Here is a 12,230-nt window from a genome sequence, read left to right on the forward strand (position 1 = left end):
CCCCGGGGGGGGCCCCCCGCGGGGCGGTCGTGGGCGCGTTTTGGTGCCGGGGGGGGCCCTCCCCACGCCGCCCCCCCCCCACACCCGTTCAAGCCACACCGGCTCCGATGCCAGATGAGGGCCGGGTGCTCCTGCTCGCGGTGTCAGAGGCTCGCCACGGCGTGTCAGAGCGCTGTCAGGTCGGTACGTGTTCGCTACGGCTGACACACGCCGGTTGGTAGGTGCGGGACCACACGAGCAGCACTGCAGGGCTGGTGCGGGTCCTGTCCGCCGTCGAGCAGCGGGGGCGACGCCGTGTCGCCTCGGGTGCCGCGCCATCGCATGCGCTGACACCTCATCGATGACCGCTTCCACCCAGTAAGGGAGGCCGAGCTCCTCCCGAGGCAGGTGCGGCCTGCCGGCCTCGCGCTCGACGGCGGCCCCACTGTTTCGGCTATCGCCTCGCCCGATGAGCGGCGGGGTGGGAGGTGAACCGCATGTTCCATATCCGCAGCACCACGATTATCCGTTCTCCGAGGTTCCACCGCGTCGCCGGCACCGTCACGGCGGCGGGTATCGCTGTTCTGGTCCTCGCCGCGCCGAGTGTCGCCCACGCCTCGGCAGGCGACGGGCTCTATCTGGCGGCGAACAGCTTGCCGGTCGTCATCACCAACCTCCGCAATCTGATCATGGGGTTGCTGGCCGGGATCGCCACCCTGTTCCTGGTGCTCGCGGGGGTCTACTGGGCCACCGCGGGCGGTGACCCCGGCCAGGTCGACAAGGCCAAGAGCGCGCTGCGTAACGCCCTGGTCGGCTACGGCCTGGCGGTGCTCGCTCCGGTCCTGCTGCAGCTGATGCAGGGCGTCGTCGGGGGGTGAGCCGTGAGTTGGATGATGGGTCCGATCCTCGACCAGGTCGTCGAGTGGCTGATCGAGGCGGTCCTGGCCTGCCTCAACGCGGTGTTCGGTTTGATCACCGATGTGCTGCTCACGACCCCGCAGGTCACGGCGCTGCCTCAGGTGCAGGCCTTGACCGGCCGGTCGATCTGGATCGTCGACACCGTGTTCGTTCTGGTGTTCGTCGCGGCCGGCGTCATGGTCATGGTGTCCGGCGGCAACGAGCAGTCCCGATACACCGTGAAGGATCTCGCGCCGCGGCTGGTCGTCGGGTTCGTCGCCGCGCATGTCTCGCAGCTGCTGTGCGGGCAGCTGATCACTGTCGCCAACGCCCTGGCCGGGGCTGTCAGTAAGGGCACCTACGACGGGGACAGCGCGTTCGCGGCGGTGCGCCGGCACGTCGACGCCGGGCGTGACGCGACCGCGTCGCTGCTGTTCCTCGTCCTCGTGTTGGTCATCACGGTGCTGATCGTGATGACGGCGTTTCAGCTGATCGGCCGGTTCATCGCCCTGCTGGTGATGACCGCGATCGCTCCGTGGGCGTTGGCCTGCCATGCCGTGCCCGCTCTGGAGGGCATCGCCCGGATGTGGTGGCGTGCCTACGGCGGTTGCCTGGTGATCCCGACCGCTCAGGCGTTCACTCTCACCGCCGGTCAGTGGATGCTGCTGGACGAGGCTCATCTGCTGCCCGTCCTGGGACTGTCGGTCGAGCCCGGGGGTGTGCTGAACCTGTTCATCGTGATCGTCCTGCTGTGGACGACGGTGAAGATTCCCGCGCTGGTGGGTCGGTGGGCCAGTCAGGGCGGCCGTGGCCCGACGGCGTTCCTCGGCACGGTCGTGCGGGTCGTGGTCGTGCAGCAGGTCGCCCGCAGCATTCCCGGCCTGTCCGCCATCAGAACACTCCGGAGATGACCGACGACCGCGGCGGTCGCTGTCGCGCGCGTCGCGACCTATGGGGTGGTGGTGCTGAGGACGCGAAGGGCTCCCTCGGTCAGGATGTGGCTCGCTTTGACCGCAGTGGGAACGTTCGGCGCGTCCAGCCAGGCGGGGTCGTGGTCGGGTTCCCATCCGACGATGTCGGCCGCGATGGCCAGGGCCTGATCGTCCTGACCCCGTACGAGGGCGTGCGCCAGGTTCAGGTAGGCGCCTGGTCGTGTCCCGTCGAACTGGTCGGCCATGCCGCGGATGAGGTCGCCGACCTGGTGTGCGTGGTGGGGGTACAGCGCGGTCAGGCACGCCAATGCGTAGCGGATGGCGGCGGGTTCGCTGTCCCATCGGGCCAGCAGCGCGGGAAGCTGCGCGCCCACGGTGCGGTGCACCTGCTGGACCCGGTCGTCGACCGCGGGTGGCCGGCCCTTGTAAGCGGCGTAGTCGGCGTCGCCGAGGAGCTCCTCAGCGCGCCGGCCGGCCGCGATGAGCAGCCACACGTGCAGGTCGAGCCGCTGTTTGGCCGGCAGCGCCCCGGAGACGATCATGCGGGTCAGGAACGGCAGCGCCGGGGCGGTCGCCGTGTAGCAGGTGCCCTGGTGCAGCAGGTCGTCGCCGAACAGTTCGTCGAGGGTCTGCTCCCAGTCGCCGTACGGGTCGGCCAGTGCCCGCACCAGGTCGGGGACATCGTCGGCGGTCCCGTGGGCGTGGGTCAGATCCGCCCAGGCGATCTCGTCCAACCCGGACAGGTCGATCGGCACGTCCCGCACCTGGTCGGGTGCCAGGGCCAGGCTCGCGGACGGCGGCGCCTCGCCGATGACAACGTCGGGCACCGGCGGCCGGGCACCGGGGTTGGTGTGCTCGATCGGGGCGCCGGTCGGCCGGATGCGCTCGAGCAGGGACGGGTCGCAGCGGCTGCCGCCGTCGGGATAGCCGTCGTGCCGGCGGGCTACCGCGGCAGCCTGCCTCCCGACCGCGTCGATGGTGCGGTGTCCGGCGGCGTCCGGCGGGTAGGGGCCCTCGTCGAAGGCCGTCACGGCCCACCCTGCCGCATGGCGGGCCGGTCTGGCCGTGACCAGGGCAAAGCCGTACGCGGCCAGGTCCTCTGCCAGCGCCCGCGCCTGCTCCTCGCCCGGCACCACGAACGCGTGGGTGCCGGCCACCGCAGACCAACCAGTCATCGCCTCGGGTCCTTCCACGATCGTCGCCCGCCGACGGGGGCCCACTGCTCGGGCAACGGGAGCCCGGTGCCCTGTTTCACCCCCGCACGCGCAGGTCCGGGCGTTGGTGCCGCGCCACCAGCACCACCGTCTAGCCACCCACCACACGAGAAGGTGAGTGATCATCAGTGAGTACGAAGAGTAGCGCCAGGGAGGAGCCGTACCGGGCGCGGGTTCCCGCCGACGTCGACGCGCCGGACAAGGTCGCCTACGGGCTGACCTGGCGGCAGCTGGCCATCCTCGCGGTCGCCGGGCTGCTGGTCTACAGCGCCGGTAGCGGGCTGCGGGCCGTGCTGCCGCTTGAGGTCATCGTCGTCGCCGGCGTGGTCGTCGGCGGTGTCGTGGTCGGCCTGGTCCTCGGCCGCCGTGACGGACTGCCGATGGACGTGTGGCTGCTCCACGCGTCGCGGCACTCCCGCAGCCCGAAAGGCCTCGCGCCGGCAGGGGAAGCCGCGGCCGTCGTGCCGGAGTGGGTGCAGCCGCCGACGGCACGTGTGCCGCTGCCGGCGCCGCTGCGGCTGCCCGCGGCCGCGATCGACGACGGCGGTGAGATCACCGTGGGCGGTGACCGGGCGGCGATCGTCGCCGCCGGGACCGTCAACCTGACGCTGCGCACCGCCGACGAGCAGGCCGCTCTCGTTGACGGGTTCGGTCGGTGGCTCAACAGCCTGTCCGCGCCGACGCAGGTGCTCGTGTCCGCGCAGCCGGTCGACCTGGCCTCCCACGCCCGGGCGGTGGCCGATGCCGCCCGCACGCAGCCGCACCCCGCGCTGGAGGCCGCGTGCGCCGATTACGCCGGCTTCCTCGCCGACCTGGCGCAGCGGCGGGATCCGCTGCGCCGCCAGGTCCTCGTGGCCACCCGCACCGGCGGCGGTGACCAGGGTGCGCGGCGCCGTGGTGACGACACTGTCCGCGCGTTGTCCGGGCTCGGGGTGGCCGCCCGCGTCCTCGACGGGTCGTCGGCCACCGCGGCGCTTGCCGCTGCCGCCGACCCCTACCGGCCGCCGCGCCCGGGTGGCCTGGCTGCCCCGGACACGGTCATCACCGTCACCGCCCACCACACATCCGCTGGAAGGAGAACCCGGTGATCAGCATTCGACGACTGCGTCCCCACACGACTGTTTCCGGTGATGGTTCGGCCGGTCTGGCTGGCGCGGTCGGGCCTGCCGCGGTTGAGGTGACACCGCGGTGGCTGCGCGTCGGGGACGGCTACACCGCCACCCTCGTGGTCACCGGCTACCCGGCCGAGGTCGGACCCGCGTGGCTGGAACCGCTGCTGTCCTACCCCGGACGGGTCGACGTCGCCCTGCACATCGACCCGCTGCCCGCGCCGGTCGCCGCCGCCCGGCTCCGTAAGCAACGCGCCCGGCTGGAGTCCTCGCGGCGTCTCGACGCCGACCGGGGCGCCCTCGCCGACCCCTACACCGAGGCCGCCGCGGCCGATGCCACCGACCTGGCCGACCGGCTCGCCCGCGGCGCGGCGAAGCTGTTCCGCGTCGGCGTGTACGTCACCGTGCACGCCCGTACCGAGGAGGAACTGGTTCAGGCGTGTGCCCGGGTGAAGGCCGCCGCCGCGTCCACCCTGCTGGAGGTGCAGCCGGCCACCTGGCGGCAGCTCGCCGGCTGGACCACCACCCTGCCGCTGGCCTGCGACGGGCTGCGGATGCTCCGCACCATGGACACCGACGCGCTCGCCGCCGCGTTCCCTCTGGCCTCCCCCGACCTGCCGGCACCGCTGCCCGGTGACCCGGCGCCCACCGGCGGGGTGCTCTACGGCATCAACCCGACCGGCACCGGGGTCGTCTGGTGGGACCGCTTCGCCCAGGACAACTACAACGCCGTGGTGCTGGCCCGATCCGGCGCCGGCAAAAGCTACTTCGTCAAACTGGAAACGCTGCGGCACCTGTACTCAGGCGTCCACGTGTCGATCATCGACCCGGAGGACGAGTACCTGCGCCTGGCGGACACCGTCGGCGGCACGATCGTGCGGCTCGGCGCCCCTGGTGTGCGGATCAACCCCCTCGACCTGCCCGCCGGCGACACCCGCCCCGACGTGCTCACCCGCCGCGGACTGTTCCTGCACACCCTCATCGCCGTCCTCGTCGGCGGCCAGCCGCCACCGGCCGAGCGGGCAGCGCTGGACCGTGCCATCCTCGCCGTCTACCGGCAGGCCGGCATCACCGCCGACCCGCGCACCCACCAAAGGCCCGCCCCCCTGCTGCGGGACCTGGCCACCACCCTGACCGCGGACACCGACCCCGCCGCCCGGCAGCTCGCCGCCCGCCTCTCACCCTGGATCGACGGCTCGTTCAAGGACCTGTTCGACGGGCCCGCCACCACCCGACCCGACGGCCACCTGGTCGTCTGGTCGCTGCGGCAGCTGCCCGACGAGCTGCGCGGCGTCGGTACCCTGCTCGCCCTCGACGCGATCTGGCGGCAGGTCGACGCCCCACCCGCCGACACACCCCCACCGCGGCGGATCGTCGTGGTCGACGAGGCGTGGCTGCTCATGCGCGACGGCGAAGGCGCCAAGTTCCTGTTCCGCCTGTCCAAAGCCGGCCGTAAACGCCACACCGGGCTGACCGTGGTCACCCAGGACGCCGCCGACGTGCTCGGCACCGACCTCGGCCACGCCGTCGTCGCCAACGCCGCCACCCAGATCCTGCTGCGCCAGGCCCCGCAGGCCATCGACGCCGTCGGTGACGCCTTCGGCCTGACCGCCGGTGAACGACGCCTGCTCCTCACCGCCGACCGGGGTCACGGCCTGCTGATCAGCGGCACCAACCGCACCGCGTTCGAGGCGATCTCCAGCGACACCGAGCATGCCCTGGCCACCACCCACCCCCTCGACCTGGTCGACACCGACCACGTCTAAGCCCGCTCTCCGACACGGCAGGCGGACGGCGCCGCACCCCAGCACGGGTGCGGCGGCGTCCGCCTGCCGTTCGCCTCCCCCTGCGAAGGACACCCGCATGGCAACCCATTGGCTTTCCCTGTCACCATCCACTGTCGATCCGGGTCCCGACTCGACGATCCCTGCTCCACCGGTCACCGGCTGGGTGCTGCAGGCCGCGCACTGGGCCGTTGACCGGCCCTGGCTGCTCGGCGCCGCCGGCCTCCTGCTCTGCGCCTGGGTCGCCGGGCGGAACCTTGTCGCGCTCTGGCGACACCGCTACCACGCCGCCGGTGCCCGGCTGATCACCATCGCCGCCCCACCTGAGGTCGACCAGCACGGCGCCGCCGCCCTGTGGGCGAACCTGGCCGGCATCCTCACCCCGTCACGCCGTCGCCGGCTGCTCTACGGCATCCCGCACATCGTCTGGCAGTACGCCTGGACCGGCCGACGACTGGTGATCTCGGTGTGGGTGCCCGGCACGGTCCCGAACGGGGCGGTCGAAGCCGCCGTCCGCGCGGCGTGGCCCGCCGCGGCCACCACGACCGCACCCGCCCCGGACCCGATCCCCACCGAGGCGGCCGCGGCGGTGGGTGGGCATCTGCTGCCCGTGGCCGCGGAGTGGCTACCGCTGGCCGCCGACCATGACGCCGACCCGCTGCGCGCCCTGATGGCCGCCGGCGCCCAACTGCACGCCGGTGAGCACGCGTGTGTGCAGATCCTCGCCCGTCCCGCCGCGGCCCGCCGCGCTGGGCGGGCACGCCGGGCCGCCGGCCGGCTGCGGCAGGGCACCAGCGGCGTGCCGTCGGTGAATCTCGCCGGACCGCTGACCGAGCTGATCGGTATCTTCCTGCCCGGCCGATCCAGCTCCCGCGGCAGCGTGGCGCCGGTCGGTCGCCGGGATCCGACGGTGGAGCGGGATGTGCGGGCGGTCCTGGACAAGACGTCCCACCAGCTGTGGGAGACCGGTATCCGGTACGCGGTCGCCGCCCCGCCGTTGCGGGACGGCACGCTGCCGTATCACCGGCTGCGGGGAGTAGCCGACGCGGTCGCGTCGACGTTCGCCGTTTACGCCGGCCGCAACCGCCTCGCGCACCGCACCCGGATGCGCCGCCCCGTCCACGTGATCGCGGCGCGGCGCCTCGGACTGGGGTTTCTCGCCTCGACGCCGGAGCTCGCCGCGATGGCGGGGCTGCCGCGTGACCTCGCCGTGCCCGGACTGGACCGGGCCCGCGCCAAGTCGATGCCGGCCCCGGTCGCCGTGCCCGGGGGTGGGCGGGGCCGCAAGGTGCTCGGTGACGCCGAGGTCGGCGGGCATGCCGTCGCCCTGTCGGTGCCGGACGCCCGCTACCACACCCATCTGGTCGGTCAGACCGGCTCGGGTAAGACGACTCTGCTGGTCAACCTGATCGTCGATGACATTCGGGCCGGCCGCGGCACGGTCGTGCTGGACCCGCACGGCGATCTCGTCCTCGACGTCCTCGACCGGATTCCCGCCACCGTGGCCGACCGGGTGGTGCTGTTCGATCCCGCCCAACCCAACCCGCCGGCGATGAACCCCCTCGAAGGTGACGACCATGACCTGGTCGTCGACAACCTCGTGTCCATCTTCGGGTCGATCTTCTCCAAAGCGTGGGGGCCGCGGATGGACGACGTGATGCGGGTGTCGTGCCTGACCCTGCTGCGGCACGCCAACGTCACCCTCCAACACATCCCGCCCCTGCTCACCAGCGCCCAGTTCCGGTCGGCGATGACCGTCGACCTGGACGACCCGGACGGGCTGCACGGCTTCTGGCAGTGGTACGACGACCTGTCCCCCGCGCTGCGCTCACAGATCATCGGCCCCGTCCTGGCCCGGCTGCGCGCGTTCCTGCTGCGCGACTTCGTCCGCACCACGATGCGCTTCCCCCGGTCCAGCTTCGACATGTCGGCAATCCTCGACGGTGGGGTGCTGCTGGTCCGCATCCCCAAAGGCGAGCTGGGGGAGGACACCAGCCGGCTGCTCGGCTCGCTGATCCTGGCCCGGGTCTGGCAGGCCGCCACCGCCCGCGCCAGCATCCCCGCCGAGCGGCGCAGGGACTGCGCGATCTACCTCGACGAGGCGCAGAACTTCTTGACCTTGGCCGCGAGTCTGGACACGATGCTGGCCGAGGCCCGCAAGTACCGCCTCGCGATGACCCTCGCCCACCAGGATCTCGCCCAGTTCCCCCGCGAGCTGCTCGCCGCCGTGTCCGCGAACGCCCGCAACAAGATCTACTTCAGTGTGGCGCCGGAAGACGCCCGCGTGCTGGCCCGGCACACGCTGCCCGAGCTGGACGAGCACGACCTGGCCCACCTCGACGCGTACACGGCGGTCGGTCGGCTGGTCGTCGACGGCCGGCAGACACCGGCGTTCACCCTGCGGACCCGCCCGCCGCTGCCGGTCATCGGCGAGGCCACCGCGATCCGCCAACAGGTCGCCACCGCGGTGCCCGCCCAGGACCCGTCCGCGATCGACGCCCTGGTCAAACGGCACAGCCAGCGACCCGACGACCGGCGGCGCAGGCCCGCCAGGAACTCGCCCTGACCAGTCCTGTCACCGCAACAGGTGTCGGCTTCCGTGCCGGGATCCCCGACGGGATCCACCGCCCCTTCCACCCCTCACCGATGACGCCGGCTGACAGAACTCGTGACCGCGCTGTTCGTGCCGCACTGCGGCCTGCTGACCGGCCGGTGCCATCGAATGCTGCTCAGACACCCTCCGGAAGGAGGGCTCACTCTCCCTAGGAGCACCTGCCCGTGTCCGGTCGTCTTCCGCCTCGCGCCGCCTCGTCCGACCCGTACCGGCACACCCGCCGGCTCACCCCCCGGGACCGGCTGCTGCTGTCCTGGCTCGCCGAGCACTACCTGCTGTCCACCCGCCAGATCACCAAAGCCCTGTTCCCGTCCGACCGCAGCGCCCGGCTGCGGCTGACCCTGCTGCACCGCATCACCGCCGTCGACCGGTTCGTCGACACCAGCGCCGCCGACTCCACCCAATACCTGTACGCGCTCGGACCCCTCGGGCTACGCCTGCACCGCGACGCCTACCACGACCCCGACAACCCCGCCGCCAAACCGCCCCGCAGCAGCCGTAACCGGGCCGACCGCATCCTCGGCAGCCGCAAACTGCGCCACCTCCTCGGCGTCAACGACTTCTTCACCGACCTGATCGCCCACACCCGCACCCACCCCCACGCCCGCCTGCACCGATGGTGGTCCGAACAACACACCACCAACGCCTACGGCGCCGCCGGGATCCAACCCGACGGCCACGGCATCTGGACCGTCGACGACACCACCGTCGGGTTCTTCCTCGAACACGACAACGGCACCGAACCCCTCGGACGAGTCCTGGCCAAACTGCGCGCCTACCAACGCGTCACCGAATTCGGCCCCCGCTACCCCGTCCTGTTCCGGCTGCCCAGCCGGGCCCGCGAACGCCACCTCCTCGACGCGCTCACCGACGCCCCCACGCCGATGCCGATCGCCACTGCCGTGCAGGGCACCGACCCCGCCGGACGCGTCTGGACCCTCACCAGCGACCCCGACCGGCTGCGGCACCTGCACGAACTACCCAGCGACCACGGTCCGCACGCGGCCACGAACCCGAACCGTTTCGTCGCCTGGGATGCGGAGATGCCCAGGCCGCCGTGACTACCCGCCGAAGGTGACGCATCCCAGCGACCGTGAGAACACCGCGTTGGTCGCGCCTCACCTCGCTGTCATGAGGTACTTACGCCCGAGGACCGCAGGGCACTGGTCGGGCTACAGCAATTGCGCCTACGCGACAGCGGCTGCCCCTGTCGCCGCGGGACACTTGGTGCAGCGGATTACCGTAGCGGTTGCGGATCAGCCGCAATGCGTGTCACCTGCTTGGGGGCTGCGATGTCGGGGATCGAACTCATCGCCGCGGCGTTGGCCGCAGGGGCCCTCGCTGGCACAACGGGGGCGGCCAGCGACGCGGTACGGGACGCCTATGCGGCGCTGAGTGGCCTGCTACGTGCCCGACTTGCCAATCGGCCGGGGGCGCAGCAGGCGCTCGAGGTGCCCGAGCCCGACCCGGACAGCTGGGTCGCCGCGATCGGCGACGATCTGACTGCAGTCAGAGCTGACCAGGACGAAGACGTGCTCGACGCGGCTCGGACATTGCTGGATGTGACCCGGCCACCCGGTCACCAGCAGGTGTACATCCACAACAGCAAGGGCGTCGTCGTCGGCCACGACAACAAGAACAACTTCACGTTCAACGGCTAGTCACCTGACCCAGATCGGATTGATCCGTGTGGTGCGGCTCCAGGTCACCGTCGGGTCGATCCCGACCGCCACTCCGAAGCCATGCTTAATGGTCAATGCGCTCACTCGCCCGCGGACCTGAGGCGGGGGCATTCGGACCGCCCAGGCGGCAACCTCTTCCTCGGAGACCAGCCGACTTATGTCGATTGCCCGCACCGCTTGTGCCACGGTGGTCGGCAGCCGGCGGCGGGCCTCCTCCGCAGCCTCTGCATTCTCCGGCGAGTCGTCGCGACACAGCGCCAGGTCGGCTCGCACCCGCGGGTGGCGCAGCAGCGGCACGAGATCTACCTCGCAGGATGTCATCCGGTGGACGTAGGTCAGGTCCACCTTGTTGCGGTCTCCGACAGTGATCCCGGTGCAGTTCCAGATATTGGTCAAGAATCCGTGGTGCAGTGATGTCTCGACCACCCCGCCTGCAACTGGGCTGTGGCCGGACGTGCGTGCCGGGTTGTAGCGCCAGACCGACCAGTTGAAGACGGGTTCTCCGTCGTCGATGTCGATCAGTTCGGCTACTTCGATGATCGGGCTGTCTACCACACATCGGTGTTCAACGTTGAGCCGGTTGTGGGCACCCCACATCACGCCCACCGAGTCGCGGATCGTCACCTCCGACACCGGTCCAGCCGGCATCCGCCCGTCGATGTGGCCGCGCGCGTCGGGAGCGACCACTGCTTCCGGCTGCAGTCGTGCCGCCTTGGCGGCGAGTGCGTGGAGAGCCGCTATCCATTCGTGGAAGCCTTTCCCGCCGTCTGGCGCTGATCTGAGCTCGAGAACCTCGGCCAGCAGATGGCTGACCGTGTGTAGGCATGTGTCGGGGTCGGCCAACCGCAACGCGTCCAGTTCCTCGACAAGATCGGGGTTGACGCGAACCACCGGCAGGCTCCCCACGCGGTCGACCAGGTCCGCGACTTGCGACGTCCGCTGCTCCACAAGCCGATGCCACTGCAGGGAGAGGTCCAGCTCAGCGATGAGGTCGGGGAGGGGCTCCCGCAGCGACGTGTCTCCCAAGGCCGAAGACGGTTGCTCACCGTGAACATCTTGAATCTGGATGGAACTGTCCGGCCGTGGTGTCAACGCGGCTTGTTCGGGCCTATCCGTATCCGGCAAGCGACTGAGATCCGATTCCTCGACGTCGGCCGCTGTCGGCTCCTTCTCCGAGGCGTGCGCAGCTCGGTGGTCTGCCCACGGTGGGTCGTCTGATCGAACATCGCGGTCGGCCTGCGGCGGCTCGGTCTCCGCACTGGGGACTTCGTAGTCGCTGGCAACGAAGTCGGGGCGCGCCAGCGGCGCATCCGTTGCGACCCCGCCCTGCTGATTCGGCAGCCATGAATCACGGCCATCTGAACCGGTACGACTGGGGCGAATGCCGGGCAGGTGGTTGTCCTGCTCTGGCCGCCCATGGTGGGCGGTGGTCAGGTCGCGGCCGTGGGATCGGTTCGGTGGTTCGAGGTCAGACGCTTCGCCCGACCTACTGGTGGCCGTCTGCGGGACTTCCGATCCCCTGCCCACGGAGGCCGGAGGTCGACCACTGTGGAGCTTGATCTCCGCCGAATCTCGCGCCATGACATCAGCGGATACAGCGCTGGGCAGATCGGGCACTGTCCCCACGCTGACGCGCCGTACGAGACTGCCGACGTTGGCAGTCCCGTCCTCGTCGCGCTCTGGCCGCCAAACATCAACGGCCATCACGCGGGGCTCGTCAACCCGGCTCGTAACTTCGCGGTCGCCAGGCAGGTCATTCGGTCGGCTGGTGGCCACCTCCGGCAGGTTGTCGGTGGCACCCCTGGGCCGATCGGGATGCGCGTCAAACACGTCGTTCTCGCCAGGCCCGCCCTCTGCTCCGAGGCCCTCGTCCGCGCGTTGGTCCCTTACGTCGGCGGTCAAGGCAGGGAGCGACGGGCGTCGCCGGGCAGGTGCCGTCATACCCCCGAGCCCCAACTCCGAGTGGTCATCCGGCATACCGTCGGGGGCCAGGTGGCCTTGCCGCAGGAGGGGAAGACT

The 12,230-nt window shown here is 71.2% G+C and carries 9 protein-coding genes; 7 read left to right on the forward strand and 2 right to left on the reverse strand.

Annotated features, from left to right (window positions below):
* Positions 1-476: 476 nt before the first annotated feature.
* Positions 477-857 (forward strand): pilin, encoded by a 381-nt coding sequence (locus V5O40_RS23365; RefSeq protein WP_408631934.1) that lies wholly within the window; start codon positions 477-479, stop codon positions 855-857.
* Positions 858-872: 15 nt separating this feature from the next.
* Positions 873-1,787, forward strand: coding sequence for a conjugal transfer protein TrbL family protein (locus V5O40_RS23370; protein WP_332907471.1), 915 nt, complete (start codon positions 873-875; stop codon positions 1,785-1,787).
* A 38-nt stretch (positions 1,788-1,825) separates the two neighbouring features.
* Here V5O40_RS23370 and V5O40_RS23375 read toward each other — a convergent pair whose 3' ends face one another.
* On the reverse strand, positions 1,826-2,983 hold the full coding sequence (locus V5O40_RS23375; RefSeq protein WP_332907448.1) for a hypothetical protein: 1,158 nt from the start codon (positions 2,981-2,983) through the stop codon (positions 1,826-1,828).
* A 167-nt stretch (positions 2,984-3,150) separates the two neighbouring features.
* On the opposite strand from V5O40_RS23375, the gene V5O40_RS23380 reads away from it, so the two are divergent.
* From V5O40_RS23380 to V5O40_RS23400, 5 genes are all read left to right on the forward strand, one after another.
* Positions 3,151-4,110 carry a PrgI family protein gene (locus V5O40_RS23380; RefSeq protein ID WP_332907449.1) on the forward strand — a complete coding sequence of 320 codons (960 nt, stop codon included), beginning with the start codon at positions 3,151-3,153 and terminating at the stop codon, positions 4,108-4,110.
* Positions 4,107-5,897, forward strand: coding sequence for a VirB4 family type IV secretion system protein (locus tag V5O40_RS23385; protein ID WP_332907450.1), 1,791 nt, complete (start codon positions 4,107-4,109; stop codon positions 5,895-5,897). The genes V5O40_RS23380 and V5O40_RS23385 overlap by 4 nt, the downstream gene beginning before the upstream one ends.
* A 97-nt stretch (positions 5,898-5,994) precedes the next feature.
* Entirely contained in the window at positions 5,995-8,481 is a 2,487-nt protein-coding gene (locus V5O40_RS23390; protein ID WP_332907451.1) for a helicase HerA domain-containing protein, read from the forward strand.
* Between the two features lie 212 nt (positions 8,482-8,693).
* Positions 8,694-9,590, forward strand: a complete 897-nt coding sequence (locus V5O40_RS23395; RefSeq protein ID WP_332907452.1) for a replication-relaxation family protein — start codon at positions 8,694-8,696, stop codon at positions 9,588-9,590.
* 231 nt (positions 9,591-9,821) lie between these two features.
* Entirely contained in the window at positions 9,822-10,190 is a 369-nt protein-coding gene (locus V5O40_RS23400; protein WP_332907453.1) for a hypothetical protein, read from the forward strand.
* Here V5O40_RS23400 and V5O40_RS23405 read toward each other — a convergent pair whose 3' ends face one another.
* Positions 10,191-12,041: a chromosomal replication initiator protein DnaA gene (locus V5O40_RS23405; RefSeq protein WP_332907454.1), complete on the reverse strand. Its 1,851-nt coding sequence runs from the start codon at positions 12,039-12,041 to the stop codon at positions 10,191-10,193.
* Between the last annotated feature and the right edge of the window lie 189 nt (positions 12,042-12,230).

The sequence above is a fragment of the Micromonospora palythoicola genome (assembly GCF_036689795.1).
GTDB lineage: Bacteria > Actinomycetota > Actinomycetes > Mycobacteriales > Micromonosporaceae > Micromonospora > Micromonospora palythoicola.

What these genes read in the sequence shown, in the direction of transcription:
- V5O40_RS23365 (WP_408631934.1), top strand. Translation starts at nt 477, where the DNA reads ATGTTCCATATCCGCAGCACCACGATTATCCGTTCTCCGAGGTTCCAC.
- V5O40_RS23370 (WP_332907471.1), top strand. Translation starts at nt 873, where the DNA reads ATGGGTCCGATCCTCGACCAGGTCGTCGAGTGGCTGATCGAGGCGGTC.
- V5O40_RS23375 (WP_332907448.1), bottom strand. Translation starts at nt 2,983, where the DNA reads ATGACTGGTTGGTCTGCGGTGGCCGGCACCCACGCGTTCGTGGTGCCG.
- V5O40_RS23390 (WP_332907451.1), top strand. Translation starts at nt 5,995, where the DNA reads ATGGCAACCCATTGGCTTTCCCTGTCACCATCCACTGTCGATCCGGGT.
- V5O40_RS23400 (WP_332907453.1), top strand. Translation starts at nt 9,822, where the DNA reads ATGTCGGGGATCGAACTCATCGCCGCGGCGTTGGCCGCAGGGGCCCTC.